Source organism: Nitrosovibrio sp. Nv17, from assembly GCF_900119085.1.
Lineage (GTDB): Bacteria > Pseudomonadota > Gammaproteobacteria > Burkholderiales > Nitrosomonadaceae > Nitrosospira.
In genome coordinates, this window is record NZ_FPIQ01000014.1 from 12,245 (window position 1) to 33,757 (window position 21,513).

Annotated in this window: 15 protein-coding genes; 11 read left to right on the forward strand and 4 right to left on the reverse strand. The window is 67.0% G+C overall.

What is annotated here, in order from left to right; all coding sequences use genetic code 11:
• Positions 1-5: 5 nt before the first annotated feature.
• From BT108_RS08915 to BT108_RS08940, 6 genes are all read left to right on the forward strand, one after another.
• Entirely contained in the window at positions 6-2,321 is a 2,316-nt protein-coding gene (locus BT108_RS08915; RefSeq protein ID WP_072294197.1) for a hybrid sensor histidine kinase/response regulator, read from the forward strand.
• 10 nt (positions 2,322-2,331) lie between these two features.
• Positions 2,332-3,396, forward strand: a complete 1,065-nt coding sequence (cheB, locus tag BT108_RS08920) for a chemotaxis-specific protein-glutamate methyltransferase CheB (RefSeq protein ID WP_072294198.1) — start codon at positions 2,332-2,334, stop codon at positions 3,394-3,396.
• Positions 3,393-6,347: an EAL domain-containing protein gene (locus tag BT108_RS08925; protein WP_072294199.1), complete on the forward strand. Its 2,955-nt coding sequence runs from the start codon at positions 3,393-3,395 to the stop codon at positions 6,345-6,347. The genes cheB and BT108_RS08925 overlap by 4 nt, the downstream gene beginning before the upstream one ends.
• A 187-nt stretch (positions 6,348-6,534) precedes the next feature.
• Entirely contained in the window at positions 6,535-7,227 is a 693-nt protein-coding gene (locus BT108_RS08930) for an ABC transporter ATP-binding protein (RefSeq protein ID WP_072294200.1), read from the forward strand.
• A gap of 4 nt (positions 7,228-7,231) precedes the next feature.
• Entirely contained in the window at positions 7,232-9,784 is a 2,553-nt protein-coding gene (locus BT108_RS08935) for an FtsX-like permease family protein (protein WP_369817050.1), read from the forward strand.
• A complete protein-coding gene (locus tag BT108_RS08940; protein ID WP_255369679.1) occupies positions 9,781-10,911 on the forward strand; it encodes a lipocalin-like domain-containing protein in 1,131 nt (376 codons plus the stop codon). Before BT108_RS08935 ends, BT108_RS08940 begins: the two co-directional genes overlap by 4 nt.
• Before the next feature lie 30 nt (positions 10,912-10,941).
• On the opposite strand, the gene BT108_RS08945 is transcribed toward BT108_RS08940, so the two are convergent.
• From BT108_RS08945 to djlA, 3 genes are all read right to left on the reverse strand, one after another.
• Positions 10,942-12,234, reverse strand: a complete 1,293-nt coding sequence (locus tag BT108_RS08945; RefSeq protein ID WP_072294201.1) for an alpha/beta fold hydrolase — start codon at positions 12,232-12,234, stop codon at positions 10,942-10,944.
• Between the two features lie 27 nt (positions 12,235-12,261).
• Positions 12,262-14,280 (reverse strand): S8 family peptidase, encoded by a 2,019-nt coding sequence (locus BT108_RS08950; RefSeq protein WP_072294202.1) that lies wholly within the window; start codon positions 14,278-14,280, stop codon positions 12,262-12,264.
• Between the two features lie 150 nt (positions 14,281-14,430).
• Positions 14,431-15,207 (reverse strand): co-chaperone DjlA, encoded by a 777-nt coding sequence (gene djlA, locus BT108_RS08955; protein WP_072294203.1) that lies wholly within the window; start codon positions 15,205-15,207, stop codon positions 14,431-14,433.
• A gap of 110 nt (positions 15,208-15,317) precedes the next feature.
• Between djlA and BT108_RS08960 the strand changes: the two genes are divergently transcribed.
• The 5 genes from BT108_RS08960 to BT108_RS08980 all read left to right on the forward strand — a co-directional run bounded on the left by BT108_RS08960 (position 15,318) and on the right by BT108_RS08980 (position 19,961).
• On the forward strand, positions 15,318-16,052 hold the full coding sequence (locus BT108_RS08960) for a glutathione S-transferase N-terminal domain-containing protein (protein ID WP_072294204.1): 735 nt from the start codon (positions 15,318-15,320) through the stop codon (positions 16,050-16,052).
• 84 nt (positions 16,053-16,136) lie between these two features.
• A complete protein-coding gene (gene ettA, locus BT108_RS08965; protein WP_072294205.1) occupies positions 16,137-17,801 on the forward strand; it encodes an energy-dependent translational throttle protein EttA in 1,665 nt (554 codons plus the stop codon).
• Between the two features lie 53 nt (positions 17,802-17,854).
• Positions 17,855-18,346: a retropepsin-like aspartic protease family protein gene (locus BT108_RS08970; RefSeq protein ID WP_255369680.1), complete on the forward strand. Its 492-nt coding sequence runs from the start codon at positions 17,855-17,857 to the stop codon at positions 18,344-18,346.
• A gap of 51 nt (positions 18,347-18,397) precedes the next feature.
• Complete coding sequence (locus BT108_RS08975; RefSeq protein ID WP_072294206.1) at positions 18,398-19,087, forward strand: formylglycine-generating enzyme family protein; 690 nt, start codon at positions 18,398-18,400, stop codon at positions 19,085-19,087.
• 253 nt (positions 19,088-19,340) lie between these two features.
• Positions 19,341-19,961: a Fic family protein gene (locus BT108_RS08980; protein WP_072294207.1), complete on the forward strand. Its 621-nt coding sequence runs from the start codon at positions 19,341-19,343 to the stop codon at positions 19,959-19,961.
• Between the two features lie 360 nt (positions 19,962-20,321).
• On the opposite strand, the gene BT108_RS08990 is transcribed toward BT108_RS08980, so the two are convergent.
• Entirely contained in the window at positions 20,322-21,440 is a 1,119-nt protein-coding gene (locus tag BT108_RS08990) for a hypothetical protein (protein ID WP_072294208.1), read from the reverse strand.
• Between the last annotated feature and the right edge of the window lie 73 nt (positions 21,441-21,513).

The following is a 21,513-nucleotide window of genomic DNA, read 5'->3' on the forward strand; positions in this document are numbered from 1 at the left end:
GCAGCATGCCAGGTGACGATGTATTCCTGCAGAAGCTTCTGGCGACATTCCGGGTCGAGGCCGATGCCCACGTGCAGGCCATCGGCGCGGGATTGCAGGCCCTGAAAAAAACCCCAGCGGGGCAGCAGCATGCCGACATCCTGGAAACGGTGTTCCGGGAGGTGCACAGCCTGAAAGGCGCGGCCCGCGCCGTCAGCCAGGCGCATATCGAGGCCGTCTGCCAGTCTCTGGAAGACAGCTTCGCCGCCCTCAGAAACGGCCTCGCCGCCCTTTCCCCAGCCTGGCTGGAGCTGCTGCTGCAGGCGGCGGACACGCTGGGCGCCTTCCTGGCCGAGGACGGCGGCAGGCCGTCGGCGGCGGGATCCCTCATCGGGCGGCTCGAAGCCATGCTGAGGAAATCGCTGACCGGAAGCAATGCCTCCGCTTCCGCGAAAACCGCCGAATCCGCCTCCATGGCCGAAACTCCGCCGTCCGCGGCCACGGGTGCTGCAAACACCCTCGCCACTCCGGCCCTGGCGCAGGCGGCGATCAGGGTCTCGCCCGCGCGGGTCGACGCGGTGATGCGCCAGGCCGAGGAACTGCTGCTTCCGCGGCTGGCGCTGGACCAGCATGCGGGGGACTTGCGCACGACCATCGCGGAACTGTCGGCATGGAAAAAACGGCTGCTGCAGATCCAGCCGGCATTGCGCACGCTCGATCGCGCCCTCCTCCGGCCCGGCGGCGAGGGCGCGAATCCGGAGGGTGGACACGCAATTCCGCGGCTGCTCAAATACCTGGACGAAGAACGGTTCCACATGAAGGCGGCCGAGGAAGGGCTTGCGAAGCTGCTGCGGGCGATCGAGAAGGACCGGCGCATGCTGGCCGGCATGACCGACGCGCTGCATCAGGATGTCAAGGAGATGCAGCTGCTGCCGTTCTCGTCGCTGCTCGACGTTTTTCCCCGGTATGCCCGAGAACTGGCGCGCGAGCAGGACAAGGCCGTCGAGCTGTCGATCCAGGGCGGGAGCATCGAGATCGACCGGCACATTCTCCAGGAGATCAAGGATCCGCTGATCCACATGCTGCGCAATTGCATCGATCACGGCATCGAGCCGCCGGCCGCACGCCTGGCCAAGGGAAAGCCGCCGCACGGCCGGATCAGCCTGGCATGCACGCAGAAGGACAGCGGGGTGGTGGAAATACGGGTAGCGGACGACGGCGCCGGCGTGGCCGCCGACAGGGTGGCCGCCGCCGCCCGCAAGCTGGGGGCCTGCTCCAGCGAACAACTGGAACGGCTGGATCCGGCGGAACGGATGGCGCTGGTCTTCCAGTCCGGCGTCTCCACCGCGCCTGCCGTCACCGACATCTCCGGGCGCGGGCTGGGACTCGCCATCGTGCGCGAGAAAATCGAGCGGCTCGGGGGGAGCATCACGCTCGAGTCGAGTTCGGCCACCGGTACCACGTTCCACATGCTCCTGCCGCTGATGCGGGCAAATTTCCGCGGGGTGCTGGTGCACATCGGCGAGCAGCTTTTCGTCATACCCTGCACGCACGTGGAGCGAGTGATGCGCATCGCCCCCGAGGATGTCCACACCGTGGAGAACCATGCGACCATCCTGGTGGATGAAAAACCGCTGGCACTGGCCTGGCTGGGCAGTGTCCTCGAACTGGGCCGGCCGGCGACGGCGACTGCCGCAACCCATTCCACGGTGCTGATCCTCGCCGCCGCCGCGACCCGCATGGCGTTTACGGTGGAAAGGATCGCCGGCGAGCAGGAGGTTCTGGTCAAGACGCTCAGGCGCCCCCTGGTGCGCATACGCAATATCGCCGGCGTCAGCGTGCTGGGCACGGGCCAGGTCGTGCCGGTGCTCAACGTGCCGGATCTGATGAAAACAGCGATCGGGCGGGGGGCCGCCCGCCCCGCTGCCGTTCCCGCGCCGCCGGCGGCGCCTGCGGAGACGGCGGAAAGGCCCTCCATCCTGGTGGTGGAAGACTCCGTCACTTCGCGGACACTGCTCAAGACCATCCTGGAATCGGCGGGCTACCGCGTCGGCACCGCCGTGGACGGGGTCGACGGCTACACCGCGCTCAAGACGGAAAAATTCGACCTGGTCGTCTCTGACGTCGAGATGCCGCGCATGGATGGATTCGATCTGACCGCGGCGATCCGCGCGGACAGGCATTTCGCGGAACTCCCGGTGGTTCTGGTCACCGCCCTGGAGTCGCGCGAACATCGCGAACGCGGCATCGACGTCGGCGCCAGCGCCTATCTCGCCAAGAGCGGCTTCGACCAGAGCAATCTGCTGGAGGTCGTCCGGCGCCTGATCGGGGCCCCATCATGAGGCGCGCGCCATGATCAACGTCCTCGTGGTGGAAGACTCGCCCACCGTGCGCGAACTGCTCGTCCACATCCTCGGATCGGATCCCGGCATCGCGGTCGTCGCGACGGCGCGCGACGGCGAGGAAGCACTCGACCTGGTGCGCCAGCACCGTCCCGACGTCGTCACCATGGACATCCACATGCCCAGGCTCAACGGCCTCGAGGCGACCCGCGCCATCATGGAAACCCATCCCACCCCCATCGTCATCGTCAGTAGCAGCGAGAACATCCACGAGGTCGCGACCACCTTCGACGCGATGAATGCCGGCGCGCTGGCGGTACTGCGCCGCCCGGCCGGCCTCGGCCATCCGGAGCACCGATCCACGGCGGAAGACCTGATACGGACCGTCAGGCTGATATCGGAGATCAAGCTGGTGCGCCGCTGGCCGCAGCTGCGCGAGACGGCGCCCCTGCCGCGCAGGGATGCCGATCCGCTCGACCCGCCGGAGCAGATACGCGTCATCGGCCTGGGCGCCTCCACCGGCGGCCCTTCCGCCCTCGAAGTGATCCTGAGGGCCCTGCCGGGAAACTTCTCCCTTCCCATTCTCATCGTCCAGCACATGACGGCGGGCTTCGTGCAGGGCTTCGTGCAGTGGCTGGCCGGCTCGTGCAGCCTGCCGCTGCACGTCCCCCTGCACGGCGACCCGATCCTGCCGGGCCACGTCTACATCGCACCCGACGATTGCCAGATGAAGGTGGAGCACGGCGGCAGGATCGCCCTGACGCAGGACGAGCGCGAGCATGGCCTGCGGCCCTCCGTTTCCTATCTGTTCCGCTCGATCGCGACGGTCTATGGCCGCACCGCCGCCGCCGGCCTGCTGACGGGCATGGGACGCGACGGTGCCGATGCGCTGCGGCTGCTGCGGGAATCGGGCGCGCTGACGTTCGCGCAGGACAGGGAAACCTCGGTGGTCGACGGCATGCCCGGGGAGGCTATCCGGCTGAATGCGGCGAGGTTCGTGATGCCGCTGGGGAGGATCGCCCCCCTGCTCCTGAATCTGAACCGTCAAAACAACGGCGCGTGGGCACACTCATGACATCGCAGGCGACTCATCCCCATGGCGCCGAGATCCTGATCGCGGAGGACAGCCCCACCCAGGCGGAAAGGCTCCGCTATCTGCTGGAGGGCAGCGGCTACCGGGTGCGATCCATGCCCAACGGCAGGCTGGCGCTCGAGGAGGCGCGCCGCAGCAAGCCGGCGATGATCATCAGCGACGTGATGATGCCCGAGATGGACGGGTTCACGCTGTGCCGGGAGATCAAGCAGGACGAGCTCCTGCGGGACGTGCCCGTGATCCTGCTCACCTCGCTCTCGGACATCGGCGACATCATGCAGGGGCTGGAATGCGGAGCCGACCATTTCATCCGCAAGCCCTACGAGGACCATTACCTGCTCACCCGCGTCGAGTACCTGCTGATCAACCAGAGCCTGCGCAAGGGCCAGAAGACGCGGATCGGGATGGAAATCTACCTGGGCGGGCAGCGGCACTTCATCACCGCCGAACGGCAGCAGATCGTCGACCTGCTGATCTCCGTCTACGAAGAGGCGATCCACATCAACAAGGAGCTTCATGCGCGGCAACTCGAACTGGCGCATTCGAACCATCTGCTGACCGGACTCTACCGGATCGCCGAGGGCCTGAACCGGGCAGTCAATGAGCACGAGGTATGCGACAAGGCGCTGGATCATGTGGTGGAACTGCCGGGCATCGACGCCGGATGGCTCTATCTCTGGGAGCAGGACGGCACCCGGACGACGGCAACCCGCGGCATTCCGGACACGCCGGCGCTCAGGGAAGCGATGGAGCGCCTGGGCGAGCGCCAGCGCGGCCTGCTCGCCGAAGGCACGAGCCATGCCGCCGGAATCGACCGGGATGCGCTGTCCATGCCGCTCGGGAACGCGCTGCCGGGTTTCGGCTGCCATGCCGGCATCCCGCTCTGGATCAACAACCAGTACCGTGGCGTCCTCAACCTGGCGGGCGCGCGCCAGGAACCGTTCGGGAACCATGAGCTGGAAACCTTCCAGGGCGTCGGCCACCAGATCGGCATCACCCTGGAACGCGCCCGCCTGCACGCGCACATGGAACAACTGGTGGAGGCACGCACGGCGGCGCTGACCGCGGAGATATCGCGGCGCAAGGAATATGAAATCCGCATCATCCGGCTCAACCGCATCTACAGCGTCCTGAGCGGCATCAACAATACCATCGTGCGCGTGCGCTCGCAGCAGGAACTGTTCGACAAGGCGTGCCACATCGCGACCAGCGACGGCAAGTTCCTGTTCGCCTGGATCGGCCTGTTCGATGCCGACGCGCAGCGTATCGACCCGATGGCCAAGGCGGGCGACAACGACGGCTTCCTGTCGCGGATCGACCTGACCGATGCCGGCACGCCGGGGGATTCCTGGTTGATCGCGGAAGCGATCAGGTGGACCAAGCCCGCCATCTGCAACGACCTGACGGTCGTCATCCACGACCCCATGCGTGCCTGGCACGCCACGGCGCTGGAACGAGGCTACCGCTCCGAAGTCATCCTGCCGCTGGTCGTCGACGGCCGCCTCGAAGGCGTATTCGCGCTCTACGCATCGGAAACGGGATGCTTCGACGAGGAAGAGATGACCCTGCTCACGGAAATGGCAGGCGACATCTCGTTCGCCATGGATCACCTGAAGAAGGAGGAGCGCATCAATTACCTGGCCTTCTTCGATGCCATCACCGACCTGCCCAACCGGGCGCTGTTCCTGGACCGGGTCGACCAGCGCATCGGCACCCTGCGCGACAGCCGCGAGATCCTGTCGGTGATCCTGCTCGACATCGAGCGGTTCAGCAGCATCAACGAATCGCTCGGCCACCAGAGCGGCGACGATCTCCTGCGCCAGCTGGGAAAGCGCCTGATACTGCTGCTCGACGAAACCGACGTGCTGGCGCATCTTTCCGCGGATCACTTCGCCATCGCCATCCGCCATGCCGAAGGCAGCACGGACATCGTCCATGTCCTGGAGAAGCTGCTGCTCGGGATACAGGATCAGCCTTTCCAGATCGGCACGCACGAGCTGCGCATTTCCGCCCGGGCCGGCGCCTCCTCGTACCCCGCCGACGGTCGCAACACCGATACCCTGCTGCGCAACGCCGAGACGGCCCTGAAGAAAGCCAAGCTGTCCTACGACAAATACCTGTTCTACGCACCCGAGTTCAACGCCCGCGTCACCGAGAAGCTGAAGCTCGAGACCAAGCTGCGCCGCGCGATCAAGGAAGGGCAGCTGGTGCTCCACTATCAGCCGAAGATCGACCTCGGCAGCGGGAAGATCAGCGGGCTCGAGGCCCTGATGCGCTGGCAGGACCCGCACAACGGCCTGGTCCCGCCGCTGCACTTCATTCCCCTGCTGGAGGAAACGCGGCTGATACTGGATGCGGGAAGATGGGCGCTGTCGAAAGCCATCGAGGATTCCCAGACATGGAAATCCCTGGCGCTCGATCCCCCCAAGATCGCCGTCAACGTCTCGCCCATCCAGCTGCGGCAGAAGGATTTCGTCAGCATGGTGGCCAGCGTCATCCATGGCGCACGCGGCGCGGACATCGAACTGGAGCTGGAGATCACCGAGAGCGTGATCATGCAGGACATCGAGACCAACATCCAGAAGCTGCGGATCATTCGCGACATGCACATCGAGGTCGCGATCGACGATTTCGGCACCGGGTATTCCTCGCTCAGCTACATCGCCAAGCTGCCCGTCAACGTCCTGAAGATCGACCGCGCGTTCATCATCAACATGACCAGCAATCCGGACGACCTGCACATCGTCTCCGCCATCATCTCCCTGGCCCACTCGCTGAACCTGAAGGTGATCGCGGAAGGCGTGGAAACCCGCGAACAGGCCGATCTCCTGCGCAAGCTGGCGTGCGACGAAATCCAGGGCTACCTGTTCAGCCCCGGCGTGCCCGCGAAAAAGATCGAGGAATTCCTCTCCCGCAAGACCACGCTGCAGTAGCCGCGCCGCCCGACGGGACGGCAGGACGATGCCGCCAGCGGTTACAATAGGGCTTTTTCCGGAGCCGCCGATGCGCCCCCCATTCACCGCCGCTGCCCGCGGCGCACGCCGTCCCGCATGCGCCGCGCGAGGCCGCCCGCGCCGCGCCTCCCCGCTTTCCGCGTACCGGCCCGGGCGCTGAACCGGCATGCTGGAGCTGCGCGACGTCCGCAAGGGCTACGCAGGCGGCCGGCAGGTGCTGTCCGGCCTGTCCTACGCGCTGGCCGCGGGGGAGTACGTGGCGGTCATGGGCGAATCCGGCGTCGGCAAGTCGACCCTGCTGAACCTGATCGCAGGCCTGGACGTCCCCGACTCGGGCGAGATACGGATCGACGGCATCGCCATATCGTCCCTGGATGATGACGCGGCGACACGGCTGCGGCGCAGGCGGCTGGGATTCGTGTTCCAGGCATTCCACGTGCTGCCGCACCTGACGCTGCAGCAGAACGTCGCCCTGCCGCTGCTGCTCAACGGCGTTTCCGTGAAGCACGCCGAGGCGCGCACACAGGACATGCTCGACGCGGTCGGACTGCACGGCAAGGCACGGCAGTTTCCACGCCAGCTGTCCGGAGGGGAAATGCAGCGGGTCGCCATCGCCCGCGCACTGGTGCACCGACCCGCCCTGCTCCTGGCCGACGAACCGACCGGCAACCTGGATCCGGATACCGCGCGCGACATCCTCGCGCTCATGCGCGCCGAGATCAGGGAGAACGGCGCATCCGCCATGATCGTCACCCATTCGCGCCTGGCCGCGGAGACCGCGGACCGGATCCTGGTGCTGACGCAGGCGGGCCTGCATTCCATGGAGCCGTCCTCAGCGGGAGGCCGCGCGCACCCATGAGGCCATGATGCAGGCAATGATGCTGCGGCGCTGGCTGCTGTGGGGCGAATGGCGGGCGCACGTGCCGCAGGCGGCCGCGGTCGTCGCCGCCATCGCGCTGGGAGTCGCCCTCGGGTTCGCGGTGCACCTGATCAACGCGGCCGCCTACAACGAGTTCGCCGCGGCCGCCAGAAGCCTGTCGGGCGAATCCGACCTGCAGGTGCGCGGCGTGCAGGCCACGCTCGACGAAACGCTGTACCCTTTCCTGGCGCAACGCGACGGCGTCCGGATCGCCAATCCGGTCCTGGAGCTCGACATCATCGTTCCCGCGCATGCAAACGAACGCAGGCACGGGATGCTGAAGGTCGTCGGCCTCGACATCTTCCGGGCGGCCGCCATCGCGCCGGACCTGGTCGGCATCCCGGAGGAGGACAATCTGTTCGACCTGCTGGCGGACGACGCCATCTTCCTCTCCCCCGCCGCCATGGAGTGGCTGGGCGTCCGCCGCGGCGACCCGCTGCCGCTGCGCCGCGGAACGCAGGTGGTCACGCTGCGCGTGGCGGGCGGACTGGCGCGGGCGCGGGCGGGACAGCGCCTGGGCGTCATGGACATCGGCGCGCTGCAATGGCGCTTCCGGCAGCTCGGCCGGCTGTCGCGGGTGGAGCTGCAGCTGCTGCCGGGCGTCGACCGCGACGCCTTCAAGGCGGCGCTGGTGCGGGATCTGGACGAACGCCACCTGGTGACGCAGGTTTCCGACCAGGAGGCGCGCGTCGCCAACATGTCGCGCGCCTACCGCGTCAACCTCAACATGCTGGCGCTGGTGGCGCTGTTCACCGGCGCCTTCCTGGTATTCTCCACCCAGATGCTGTCGGTCGTGCGCCGCCGCCACCAGCTTGCGCTGCTGCGCGTCCTGGGTTTCACGCGTGCGCAGCTGCTGTGGCAGATCGCCCTCGAAGGCGCGATCCTGGGCACCGCCGGCGCCCTGCTGGGGCTGGCCCTGGGACATGCCGCAGCCGCGGCGGCGCTCGACCTCTTCGGCGGCGACCTGGGCGGGGGGTTCTTTTCCGGGATTCAACCGCAAATCCGCTTCGATCCGGCCGCGGCCGGCGTCTTTTTCCTCCTTGGCGCGGGCATCGCCATGCTGGGCAGCATGGCGCCCGCATGGGAGGCGGCCCGCACCCACCCCGCGCCGGCCCTCAAGCCGGGGAGCGAAGACCACGCCTACGCCCGCCTCGCCAGCCCCTGGCCGGCCCTCGCCTGCCTGGCGGCAGGCGGCCTGTTCACGCAACTGCCGCCGGTGTCGGGCCTGCCGGTCTTCGGCTATCTCGCGGTCGCGCTGCTGCTGATCGGCGGCATCGCGCTGATGCCGCGCCTGGCCGCGTCGGCCTTTTCCGGCCTGCTGTCCCTCGCCGCCCGCCGCCCCCTGCGCGTGATCCCCGCGCTGGCGCTCTCCCGCCTCGCCAACGCCCCCAACCAGGCGGCCGTCGCGCTCGGCGGCGTGCTGGCGAGCTTCACCCTGGTGGCGGCGATGGGCATCATGGTCAGCAGCTTCCGCATCTCGGTGGACGAATGGCTCAGGCACATCCTGCCGGCCGACCTCTACGTGCAGACGGCGGCCGCCGGCGACACGCGGGGCCTCACGCCGGCAGAGGCAGAAATGATCGCCGCCGCGCCAGGCATCCTGCGAGCCGATTTCTTCCGCTCGACCCAACTCGCGCTGGACCCCGCGCGTCCGGGCGTGACGCTGATCGCCCGGCCCATCGATGCGGCCGACCCCGCCGCCACCCTGCCGATGACCGGTACGACCCTGCCTCCCGCCGCGCTGCCGCGGGACGCCATCCCCGTATGGGTGTCCGAGGCGATGGTGGACCTGTACGGCCACACGCCCGGAAAGCGGATCACGCTGCCCATCGGCGATGCGCCGCGGGACTTCGTGGTGGCCGGCGTGTGGCGCGACTACGGGCGGCAGTTCGGCGCCATCCAGATGCGCCTGTCGGACTACCGCTCGCTGACCCGCGATCCCCTCGTGAACGACGCCGCGCTGTGGCTGCGGGCGGATGCCACGGCCGAGGATGCCATGGCATCGCTGCAGCGGCTCCCCTTCGGCGGCGTGCTCGACATTTCCGCGCGCAGCCGCATCCGTGCGCTGAGCCTCGACATCTTCGACCGCAGCTTCGCGGTGACCTACCTGCTGGAAGCCGTCGCCGTCATCATCGGGCTGCTGGGCGTGGCGGCCGGATTCTCGGCGCAGACGCTGGCGCGCATCCGGGAATTCGGCGTCCTGCGCCACATCGGCATGACGCGCCGGCAGATCCTCGCCCTCCTGGCTGCGGAAAGCGGCCTGCTGACCGCGCTCGGCATCGTGCTGGGGTTCGTGCTCGGGGGATGCATCAGCCTGATCCTCGTCTTCATCGTCAACCCGCAGTCCTTCCACTGGACCCTGCAATGGCACCTGCCCGGGCAGGAACTCGCCGCCGTTGCCCTGGCATTGCTGCTGTCGGCCTCCCTGACGGCGCTCGCGGCCGGGCGCCGCGCCCTTGCGGACAATGCCGTGCGGGCGGTGCGGGAGGACTGGTGACGGGCCGCGCCCGGCCGCGCCCGCCCCGCGGCCCAGCACTGCTCGCCGCGGGCATGCTGCTCGCCACGCTGTGCTGGGCGGATGCCGCCGTCGACCCCGCGGCGGAAGCGGAGCCGGCCCCGCGCTTCGCACCGGTCGTGCCCGGCACCCCGCTCGCCTTTCCCGCGGATTTCGGCGCCCATCCGGACTTCCGCACCGAATGGTGGTATGCCACCGGCTGGCTGGAGATGCCCGACGGCAGGCCCCTCGGCTTCCAGGTCACCTTTTTCCGCGCCGCCACCGAGGTCGATCGCGCCAACCCCAGCCACTTCTCGCCGAAGCAGCTCATCATCGCCCACGCGGCGCTGTCCGATCCGGCCGTGGGCAGGCTGCTGCACGACCAGAGAAGCGCGCGCGAAGGCTTCGGCCTGGCCTACGCCCGGGAGGGCGACACCGACGTGAGGCTGGACGACTGGCACCTGGTGCGCACCAGGAACGGTCACTATGAAACTGTCATCCATGCGGACGGCTTCACGCTGCGCCTGTCCCTGGCGCCGACCCAGCCGCCGATGAAGCAGGACCGGGACGGCTATTCGCGCAAGGGCCCACGCCCGGAGCAGGCCAGCCACTACTACAGCGAGCCGCACCTGCGGGTCTCCGGCAGCGTCACCCGCGACGGCAGCACCATGCCGATCAAGGGAACCGCCTGGCTCGACCACGAATGGTCCACCGCCTACCTCGACCCGGACGCGGACGGCTGGGACTGGGTCGGCGCCAGCCTGGACGACGGCTCCGCCCTGATGGCGTTCCGGATACGGGGAAAGGACGGCAGCACGATCTGGGCCTACGCCGGCCTGCGCGACGCGGCCGGGCGCTTCACGCTGTACGAACCCGGCCAGGTGGATTTCCAGCCGCGGCGCACCTGGCGCTCGCCGCGCACCGGCGCCGCCTATCCGGTGGAGATGCAGATCCGCACCGGCACGACCGAATGGCGGCTCCTGCCGCTGCAGGACGACCAGGAACTCGACGCGCGGCAGTCCACCGGCGCGGTCTACTGGGAAGGGGCGGTCACGGTGACGCGCGACGGCCGGCCGGCCGGCCGCGGATACTACGAGCTGACGGGCTACGTCAGGCCGCTGCGGCTGTGAGCGGCCCCGGCCGCCTCCCCGGAGATCCGGTCAGGGCAGGAACGCCTTGCGCACGGCGTGGCAGATTTCTTTCCCGGTCACATCGCTGTGATCCCTGATGAAGCGGCTCGCCTCCAGATTGAAGAACCTGCCGGGCTGGAACGCGTAGTCCCCGCCCACTGCGAGCAGCGGGCCATCGACAGCCTCGCCCGCCTCCATCTTCTGCGCCCCGTTCCGGCCGATCGCGCCGAAGACGTCGTTCTTGTCGCCGAATGCCATGGCCTTGTCCCCGTTGATCCGCGACGCCAGGGGGTAGGCCAGGCCTACCGCCTTGTCGTTGGGGGTGTGCGTGATCAGGATGGGGCCGCCGATCCGCTTCCTGTCCACCACGTCGCGGAAGAAACCCGCCTTCGAAAACCCGTTGTGGGAGAAGGCCGCCTGCAGCAGCGTCATGCTCCTTATCCTGTCGGTATGGGAATGGGCGGCCGCCGCGGCGACCACACGGCCGCCGAAGCTGTGGCCGATGAGGTGAACCGCCCGTACCCGGGAGGCAAGCCTGTCGACGAGCGGCGCCACGCCGTTCTTGCCGACGGTCCCGGCGCGGGTCTTCATTTCGTAGTAGGTCGTGTAGTTCAGGATGTTCATGGCGGCAGCCTTGAACCCCGAAAGGACCTCCACGATTCCCGCCGCGCCGCCCTCCCCGGCGACGCCATCCGCCGCCTGACCGGGCAGCGAAGCCCCCCCGCGGCCCGCGATCTCTTCATCCAGATCGTCCGCATCCGCCTTGAGGCTCGTCATCAGCTCGTTGCCGTCGTCCTTGAAGAAACTGTCCGAGGCGTCATCCTTCGTCGCCGCACCGGGATCCAGCAGCGCGCGGATCCTTTCCATGAATGCGCGCCGGGCGCTGGCCTTCTCGTCGAGATCCGGGAGCAGGGCCTCGACTTCGTCGAGCAGCCGGCGCTGGTCGGGATCGGTAAAGAGTTCCTTCATCCGCTCCAGCCTCTGCAGGACGATCCTGTCGGACTCCGCGTCCCCGAACCCGAGGCCTGCAGCGCCGTGACCCGCGTCCGGCGCACCGGAAACCGATAACGATTCATCATATTTTTTCGAGGGCCAGATCACTCCGACGACCGCAAGCCCCGACACGTCGCCGGGATCGATCGCCCGGAAGTTTTCAAAGAATCGGCGATAAAGCCCCTCCGCCTCGAGCCTATCGTTGTTCCAGCCATGGGATATGACGAAAACACTCTCGATCCCCGGCGGGAGATCCGCCTGCTTCCCGATCTCCTGGCCGTCCTTGCCGAACTCAGCCTCGATGTAGGGAATTCCCGCAATATCGTTCATGGATAGGCTCCTCTCCGTCGTTTCAGATTATATCGATTGAATCGCCCGCATCAGATCCACCAGCCCCGCACCCTGAAAATACCGGTCGCGCCGCAGATCCGTCGCGGATTGCAGAAAGATGTCCTTGACGCGCTCGGCCTTGCCGATGAACTCGATCCGCACCGAGAGGAACGCCGCGATCGCGCCGCTGACGTGTGGAGCCGCCATGCTGGTGCCGCTCGTTTCCACGTAGTCGCATTCCATGCCGTGCGCGCCATTTTTCTTCAGGAGCCCGGTGGCGCACGAGATGATCTTCTCGCCCGGCGCGACCAGATCGGGCTTGAGACGCCCGTCGCCGGTGGGACCCTTGGAGGAAAAATACGATACGCCGTAGATGTGGGGCATGTCGCGATGGGTGGAGCCGACCGTGATGGCAAGATCGGCATTGCCCGGATCGTTGATGGTCAGCGCCATGCCCGCCGCGGTGGCGCCGATGGAGGACTTCAACGTTCCATAGCCCGTATTGCCGGCCGCCACGACCACCACCACTCCCGTCTTCACCAGGCGATCCACCTCCACGCACAGCGGGCTCTGGCCGCAGGCGAACCATTCCGGCTCGAAGCTGTATCCCAGGCTCATGTTCACCCCATGGATCAGCAGCCTGCGGCCGTAGCCGTTGATCTCCTGGATATGCGCGATCGCGGCGATCAGGTTGCTCACGCTGCCCTTGCCGTTCTCATCGAGAACACGCAGGCTCACGAGCCTGCACTGCGGGGCCATTCCGCGCATGCCCCCGGTCAGCTTCGTCGACTGGTATTCGACGTCTTCGGCGTCCTTTTTCAGGTAGCGGGAAACCGCGGTGGGAACACGGGCCTCCGCCAGGGCGGATGCGCCCGCGGGGGCGGCCTCCGCCTGGACGTCCCATTCACCGGCGATTATCCCGGCCACATGCGTGCCATGGCCGTTTTCGTCATCGAACGGCCCGCTCCCGTCCACCGTGAAATCCTTGTGCCACGTCAGGGCTTCATCGACGTTGTTGTATTTGCGGAAATGCCCGTGATCGCGCCGGATCCCGGAATCCATGACGGCCCACGTGATCCCCGCGCCCTGTGCGGAAAACGAATTCTGGGCCGCATCGGCCTTCACCGTGGCGATCGACTTGCTGATGTACGCCGAAACCTCGAAATCCGGCCAGATGCGGAATATCGCACGGAACTTGCCGGGATCGATCCTCGGCGCCGGGGACGGATCGTCCGCCATCCCGTCACGTGCCCGGAGTTCGGCCTCCCGGGCCTGCGCCTTGGCATCCTGGATATTCAGGTCGACGAGAGCCTGGATGGCGCGTGCTTCCAGCCGGGCGAACACATAGCCGCTGCCGTGCTGATCCTTTTCGAGATGGATGTCCTGCCCCGCATCCTGCACCCGCGCCTTCCGCTTGGCTTTTCCGATGTTCTCGAACACCCAGGCCCGGGCCGCTTCGCGCCCGCCCGGATATTCGAGATTCAGGTCGATGATGACATCGTATCGATCGGGATGGATCCGCACCAGGGGCCTGCGGTCATCCGCAAGCCGGTCGTTCGCCGCCAGCATGCGGCGGATGACGGCGGCGTGCAGGCGGGCAAATCCATACGACTCCGCGTCTCCCAGGAGGGGGCCGATCGTCTGCGCCGCCACCGCCCGCTTGAGGGCGTCGTGGCGGCGACGCTCCCTTGAAGACATGTCATCGTCACGATGCCTTCCCGAACCCTCCTGGGCTTTCCCTTTCCCTTCCATGGCGACCAGGCGCTTCTCCGATGCCGCTACCGCGGCCTCGGCCGCCTGCGCCGCCATCTCGAGAACGTTCCGGTGCAATTCTTCCGCCGTGTCGAAGTTCGATCTGGCGTACTCGATCACGCTGTTGAACTTGCGCAGATCGATCCCGCGCCCGGCCTGAAAGGCCCCGATCCGCCGCAGTTCCCTCTCCATCTCCCGCAGCAGGGGAATGGCGATGATCGAGCGGTCGAGCACCAGCGGATCGAACGACTTTACCTGCATCTGCTCTTCGGGTGGACGGCTGGTCGATGACATGCGTGCCTCTTGCCGGGAATGGGGATGCGAAACGGCAAACCCGTCTATGATAATCCGTTTCGGGTTTTTGCAACAAGCTCATCGCACGCCGGAACCCTCGGCGGCCGCGGTACGCCCCCTGGCCGGATGGGGCCGCCGTGAATGGCGGGCTCAGGTCATGCCCCGGCTCTTCTTGATCAGGTCGTAGGCCTTCTGCACCTCCTGGGTGCGGGCAGTCGCCATCGCGATCATGTCCTCGGGCATGCCCTGCCCCATCAGCTTGTCGGGATGATACTGGCTCATCAGCTTCCGGTAGGCGCGCTTGACCTCCTGGTCGCTGCTGCCGGAGGCGATGCCCAGCGCCTCGTAGGCGTCGTCCAGCGTGCTGGCGGAGGCGGGCTGCGCCTCCGAGAAGTGCGACTGCCCCAGGATCATGCCCAGGAGCTGCCTGAATCCGGATTCGTCGTAGCCCAGCCGGGCGGCGAAACCCTTCAGGAGATTTTCCTCGGCGGCGTCGATGCGCCCGTCCGACAGCGCCATGACGATGAGATATATGAGCAGCATCTGCCGGAGGTTGGCGGTATGCCCGCAGACGGCCATGAACTCGTCGAGCTTCTGCATGACATCGTAATCCTGGGCGGCGCCCTGCCTGAACAGGGCGATCGCCTGCTGCCGGTGCTCCGGCGTCATCCCCAGCTTGCGCATGAAATCCTCGACGTGGTCGATCTCCTGGCGGGAGATGTGCCCGTCCGCCTTGGCGAGCTTGCCCATGAGGATGAAGAGGGTCTCGATGAAGACCGCGCGGCGGTGGGCGCCGGTGAACGGATTGACGGCGCCGGCGCCGTATGCCCGGTAGCGGTCCAGGGCGCCGCCGGCCAGGTAGCCGAGGATCGCGCCGAAGAAGCCGAGGAAGTAGTAGCCGAGCAGGAGTCCGAGCAGCTTGAACAAGAAGGTTCCTTCGCGTAGTGTGAAAGGCTGCGACCATGCCGCATCCGCACGTGTACCGCCCGCGCGGGGGCAATGCCAATGTGTTTCCTGTTGAAAGAATGGAGCCAGCGATGATCGAATTGTATTCGAGCCCGACGCCCAACGGACAGAAAATCATGATCATGCTCGAGGAAACCGGATTGGAGTGGCGGCACGTCGACGTCGATATCGGCCTTGGCGACCAGTTCAGTCCGGAGCACCTGGCGCGCAGCCCCAACAACAAGATTCCCGCCATCGTGGATACCGGCGGCCCCGCAGGCGCACCCTACGTCATGATGGAGTCCGGCGCCATCCTCTGCTACCTCGCGGAGAAGGCCGGCATGCTCCTGCCCGCCGCGCCGCGCGAGCACTACGACACGCTGCAGTGGCTGTTCTTCCAGGTCGCCCACGTCGGGCCCATGTTCGGCCAGGCCAATCATTTCAACGGCCAGGCGCAGGCGCACGCCTACGCCCGGCAGCGCTACAACGACGAATGCCTGCGGCTGTACCGGGTGCTGGACAACCGCCTGATGGCCTCCCCCTGGCTCGCCGGCGCGGCGTATACCATCGCGGACATCGCCACCTATCCCTGGTGCCGCCGGCATGCCGAGCGCGGCATCGACGCCGCCTCCCACCCCGGCTTCACGCGCTGGTTCCAGGCCATGGAAGCGCGTCCCGCGGTGCAGCGCAGCAACGCCCTGGCCGCGGAAATCCGGGCGCGCATGGCGCGCGCGGCGGAGGGGCGTCCCGCCATCGACATCTATGACACACGGGACAACGCCGAGCGCCTCGCGCGCGCCACCGCACCACGGCGGCAGGAATCCTGAACGGCGCCCGCACGCGGGCTTCGTATATCGCGCCGCGATGGGTTAAACTCGGGGAATTTGCTCAACCGATCAGGATACCGCTCCATGGCCCAATACGTCATGACCATGAACCGCGTGGGCAAGGTCGTCCCGCCCAGGCGCACCATCATCAAGGACATCTCCCTCAGCTTCTTCCCCGGCGCCAAGATAGGGCTGCTGGGCCTCAACGGTTCCGGCAAGTCCACCGTGCTGCGGATCATGGCGGGTGTGGACCGGGAGATCGAGGGCGAGGTCACGGCGATGCCCGGCCTCAAGATCGGCTACCTCCCGCAGGAGCCGCAACTCGACCCCGGGCAGACCGTGCGCGAGGCCGTCCAGGAGGGCCTGGGCGACGTGGTCGATGCGCAGCGCAAGCTGGAGGAGGTCTACGCCGCCTACGCCGAGCCCGACGCCGACTTCGAGGCGCTGGCCGCCGAGCAGTCGCGGCTGGAAGCCATCGTCGCCACCGGCGGCGGGGACACCGCGCAGCAGATGGAGATCGCCGCCGACGCGCTGCGCCTGCCCGACTGGGAGGCCACGGTCGGGCACCTCTCCGGCGGCGAGAAGCGCCGCGTCGCCCTGTGCCGGCTGCTGCTGTCGCAACCCGACATGCTGCTGCTGGACGAGCCCACCAACCACCTCGACGCCGAGTCGGTGGACTGGCTGGAACAGTTCCTCACCCGCTTCCCCGGCACGGTGGTCGCGGTGACGCACGACCGCTACTTCCTCGACAACGCCGCGGAGTGGATCCTGGAGCTCGATCGCGGCCACGGCATTCCCTGGAAAGGCAACTACAGTTCCTGGCTGGAACAGAAGGAAACCCGCCTGAAGCAGGAAGAATCAAGAGAGTCGGCGCGGCAGAAGGCCATTCGCAAGGAGCTGGAATGGGTGCGGCAGAATCCCAAGGGACGCCAGGCCAAGTCCAAGGCGCGCATCGCCCGCTTCGAGGAGCTGAGCTCGCAGGATTACCAGAAACGCAACGAGACGCAGGAAATCTTCATCCCGGTCGCCGACAGGCTGGGCAGCGAGGTCATCGAGTTCAGGAACGTCTCCAAGGCGTACGGGGAGCGCCTGCTGATCGACGGCCTGAGCTTCAAGGTGCCGCCGGGCGCCATCGTCGGCATCATCGGCCCCAACGGTGCGGGAAAGTCCACCCTGTTCCGCATGATCGCAGGCAAGGAGCAGCCGGATGCAGGCGAGATCGCCCTCGGCGCAACCGTCCGGATCGCGCACGTGGACCAGTCGCGCGACGCCCTGGAAAACGACGAAACCGTGTTCGACGCCATCTCGGGCGGCCACGACCTCCTCACCGTCGGCCGCTTCGAGACCCCCGCGCGCGCCTACCTCGGCCGCTTCAACTTCAAGGGCACGGACCAGCAGAAGCAGGTCGGCGCCCTCTCCGGCGGCGAGCGCGGACGCCTGCACCTGGCCAAGACGCTGATCGCGGGTGGCAACGTCCTGCTACTGGACGAACCCTCCAACGACCTCGACGTGGAGACCCTGCGCGCCCTGGAGGACGCCCTGCAGGAATTCGCCGGCAGCGTGCTGGTCATTTCCCACGACCGCTGGTTCCTCGATCGCATCGCCACCCACATCCTCGCGTTCGAGGGCGATTCCCAGGTCGCCTTCTTCGACGGCAACTACCAGGAGTACGAGGCCGACAAGCGCAGGCGGCTGGGCGAGGAGGGCGCGAAACCGAAGCGCATCCGCTACAAGCCGATTAACCGCTAGCGCCGCGCGGCAGCCGGCATGCGGACTCCCCTGCCACCGACGGACCCGCCGCGATGAGCGGCCCCGCGCCCTGGGGCCATCTCACCGCCCTGGCGATCTGGATCGCCCTCTCCGGTGCGCTGTACCTGTACTTCGACGCCTACCACAAGCCCACCGTCGCGGTCGCGGATGCGGTGGCCGGCGGCGACGGCGTCACCATCCCGCGCTCGCGCGACGGCCACTACTACGTGCGCGGCGCGATCAACGGCCACCCGGTCGACTTCATGGTGGACACCGGCGCCGGCGCCGTGTCCGTCAGCCACGAGATCGCCCGGCGCGCGGGCCTGCCGCGGGGAGCGCCCGCCCGGTTCATGACGGCGAACGGCGACGTCATGGGCGAGATGGTCCCGGGACAGACCGTCGAGGCCGGCGGCATCGTGGTGCAGGGACTCAGCGTGGGAGTCGGCCTCCACGGCGAGGTGGCGCTGCTGGGCCAGAATTTCCTGCGCAAAGTGGAAGTCGTGCAGTCGAATGATAAAATGGTGCTGCGGGTCAGAACCCGCTAGGGTGCGGCGCGCCGAACCGCTCGACGGGATGCCTGTCAGAAGAATAACATCATGAGATCCGTCCACTACATTCTGCTCCTTGCAGCAATGCTGCTCGCTCCCCCGCAAGCGTACGCGGCGGATCCGCAACCGGGCGCGAGCGACCGGGCATGCCCGGTCTGCCCGGAGATGGTGGCCATCCCCGGCCACAAGTTCGCCATCGGCAGGCACGCCGTGACCTTCGCGGAGTGGGATGCCTGCGTGGCGGATGGCGGCTGCGGCGGCTACCAGCCCTCCGACGCCGGCTGGGGACGGGGCAACCGCCCCGTGATCAACGTGCACTGGAACGATGCCCAGACCTACATCCGGTGGCTGTCGGAAAAAACCGGCAAACCCTATCGTCTGCCCACCGTCGAGGAATGGGAGATCGCCGCGCGCGCCGGCACCACCACCGACTACTACTGGGGCAACGACGTGGGACGCAACCATGCCAACTGCGACGGCTGCGGCAGCGAGTGGGACAACCGCAGGACGGCGCCGGTGGGCAGTTTCCGGCCGAACGCCTACGGACTGTACGACATGATGGGCAACGTCTGGCAGTGGACCGACACCTGCTGGCAGGGCAACTGCACCAAGCGCCTGTTCCTCGGCGGTTCCTGGAACCATCGCCCGCAGGACATGCGTACCTCGACGCGCAACTGGTTCGCGGTGACCAAGCGCATGCGCTACCTCGGGTTTCGCGTCGCGCTGACGCTGCCCTGACGCTGCCCCCGTTGCCTTGCCGCGACTCTTCGAAGATGTCTGTTGTAAGGAATTTTCCGCAGTTATGATATGTGAGAAAATTTCTATATATCAATGTATTAGGTTTGATTGTGGTGTATGAGTGCACTTGGCAGTTGATGAATCAGGGGCCACATGGGTGCAATGCGAAAACAAGCGTGGGAGTGATCCACCGCAGGTGCTACGTGATGTTCAATGGCAGCATGGCTTCTCGGGAGTGAAGTGGGGCCAGTGATTGAACAACGGCGTCTCGAACTGGCGCAGCGCCAGATACGAGGAGCGCGAGCCCATCGAGGTGCGTATCAGCCACAATGAATTCGTGGTGGTGAGTTATCCCGGCCCGGACAGGTCTATCCGCATGGAAGACCTGAAGGCAGGCCGTGCCGTCAGCCGCCGCTACCGCAATCGGCGCATCGGCGAGTTCTTCAAGGAATTGGAGATGACCGAGGGGCGCTCCACCGGCATTCCGAAGATTCTGAAGGAAATGGCCGCCAACGGCTCGCCCGCGCCGCTGTTCGAGACGGACGACGACCGGCTGGCGTTTGTGATCCGGCTGCCGAGGCATCCTTTATCTCTGGTTCCCACCGGGGAAGTCACAGGGGAAGTCACAGGGGAAGTCACAGGGGAAGTCGAACGCTTGCTCCGTGCCGTGGCCGGAGAGATGTCTCGCCAGCAAATCCAGTCCGCGCTCGGCCTCAAGGGCGAAGATCATTTCCGCAAGGTCTACCTGCTGCCAGCCCTCGAAGCCGATCTGATCGAAATGACACTGCCCGATAAGCCCCGCAGCAGCAGGCAACGCTATCGATTGACGGCCATCGGACGGCAATGGCTGGAAGCGCATCCCGGCAGGGGTTGAAGTTGACTCTTTTTTCGTGGGCACTTTGATTTCAAGGAATTGACGTCATCCGCTGGGGTAATCTTGCACAAGAGCCGGGCATCGGCATACCCCGAAGTTCGACGGCCTGCGCCCGAGGTTGCGCCGCACCGACTGCGGACTTGGTGAGCTTGAGTTTTGCCATGATGACTCCTCGGAACGGCCCGATTCCCGGGAGCCTCACAGGAGCCTTCGGTGGGAAAACCAAGTCAGGTTTCGGAAAGCACCGGCATATGTGGAACCCGCCTAACTTATTGATAGACCTGCTGTATCGTGTCTAGCGCGTACCAACGAAATGCGGCACTGGAGCCATCGTGAAATGAAAAAACCGGTGTGCCGGGATCAGGCGCCCTGCTTCTCTCTCAGGAGCGCCTCCGACCGTTCGATCGTCCTGCGCAACGCCTGGTCGAGGGCAGGCTCGAGCCTGCCCAGCAGCTCCCGCCGGAAGTGCAGGGACAATTCACCCTCCAGCGGCGGCAGCGCCTCCACCGCATCAAGCAGCGGCACGTCCTCGGGCATGGTGTCGAGCCTGAACCCGGGCACGTGCCAGTGCAGCGTCAGGCGCAGCAGCACGCACTTGTGGCAGACGCCGCAGTTTCCCTGCGCCGAGGGGCGTTCCCAGCACACGCGCAGGTGGCGCTGCATCAGCGGCGCGGCAACGGGGTGGGTTACCAGCCGCCGGATTTTCTCCGACCGGTAGACGTCTTCCCCCGTGCTGCGCACCGACAGCCGGGTGGAGGACCAGAGCGGATCGAGATCCGGATGCGAGCCCCACGGACCCAGATGGTCCCGGTCGTAGCTGGACGAGATCAGCAGCGTGCCGATCCGCTCCTGCAGCAGGTGCCCGAGGAAGGCGATCGCGCTGCCGTGGGACGCCTCCCACGACACCCTGCGGAACAGGCGATGCCGCCGCAGATCGGTCTCGATCACCGTCCAGTCCTTCCCCGTGGCATGGGCGATGTCCGCCAGGGACGCGCGCATCGGGGCCAGGATGTCCTCCCGTTCCAGCGGAACGTCGAATCCGGCGGCCAGGATCAGGAGATCGGGTGCGGGGTCGGCGAAGAAGCAGGAATGGAACGAGTCGACGCCAAGGCTGAACGCCAGCCCCACGCCGGGAGCCGGCACCCCGGGCTCGCCCGGTGCCAGGCCTGGCGCAGCCACGCCCCAGCCCCACCACGCGTCGACCTGCTCCAGTATGCGATGCGCATTCTCCAGCCATACCGGGTCGCACGCGGCGCCGGCGAGGCGCCTGCCCGTCGCCGCGGCGGGCAGGAGAAACGCCGTGCCCACGGCCTCGGGAGACAGAATGAGCCCGGTGCGCTCGCTGCGTACGCGCAGCGGCATGCCATCGACCTCCAGGCTCAGGTCATGGCCGTGCTGCGCCCGCGCGGGAATGCGCACGGGCCGCCCCAGCAGGCGCATGATACGGTCGCGTGCCTTGGGCCTGCGCATCGTGTCCATTTTCCCTTCCTCCCCTGACGGTCCGAGGCGGACTATACCCGCTTTTCGCCGGACCGCCCATCGCTTCGATCCA

Excerpts from the sequence above, each read along its gene's own strand:
- BT108_RS08915 (WP_072294197.1), top strand. The coding sequence starts at position 6 with ATGCCAGGTGACGATGTATTCCTGCAGAAGCTTCTGGCGACATTCCGG.
- cheB (WP_072294198.1), top strand. The coding sequence starts at position 2,332 with ATGATCAACGTCCTCGTGGTGGAAGACTCGCCCACCGTGCGCGAACTG.
- BT108_RS08925 (WP_072294199.1), top strand. The coding sequence starts at position 3,393 with ATGACATCGCAGGCGACTCATCCCCATGGCGCCGAGATCCTGATCGCG.
- BT108_RS08930 (WP_072294200.1), top strand. The coding sequence starts at position 6,535 with ATGCTGGAGCTGCGCGACGTCCGCAAGGGCTACGCAGGCGGCCGGCAG.
- BT108_RS08935 (WP_369817050.1), top strand. The coding sequence starts at position 7,232 with ATGATGCAGGCAATGATGCTGCGGCGCTGGCTGCTGTGGGGCGAATGG.
- BT108_RS08945 (WP_072294201.1), bottom strand. The coding sequence starts at position 12,234 with ATGAACGATATTGCGGGAATTCCCTACATCGAGGCTGAGTTCGGCAAG.
- BT108_RS08950 (WP_072294202.1), bottom strand. The coding sequence starts at position 14,280 with ATGTCATCGACCAGCCGTCCACCCGAAGAGCAGATGCAGGTAAAGTCG.
- BT108_RS08960 (WP_072294204.1), top strand. The coding sequence starts at position 15,318 with ATGATCGAATTGTATTCGAGCCCGACGCCCAACGGACAGAAAATCATG.
- ettA (WP_072294205.1), top strand. The coding sequence starts at position 16,137 with ATGGCCCAATACGTCATGACCATGAACCGCGTGGGCAAGGTCGTCCCG.
- BT108_RS08970 (WP_255369680.1), top strand. The coding sequence starts at position 17,855 with ATGAGCGGCCCCGCGCCCTGGGGCCATCTCACCGCCCTGGCGATCTGG.
- BT108_RS08975 (WP_072294206.1), top strand. The coding sequence starts at position 18,398 with ATGAGATCCGTCCACTACATTCTGCTCCTTGCAGCAATGCTGCTCGCT.
- BT108_RS08990 (WP_072294208.1), bottom strand. The coding sequence starts at position 21,440 with ATGGACACGATGCGCAGGCCCAAGGCACGCGACCGTATCATGCGCCTG.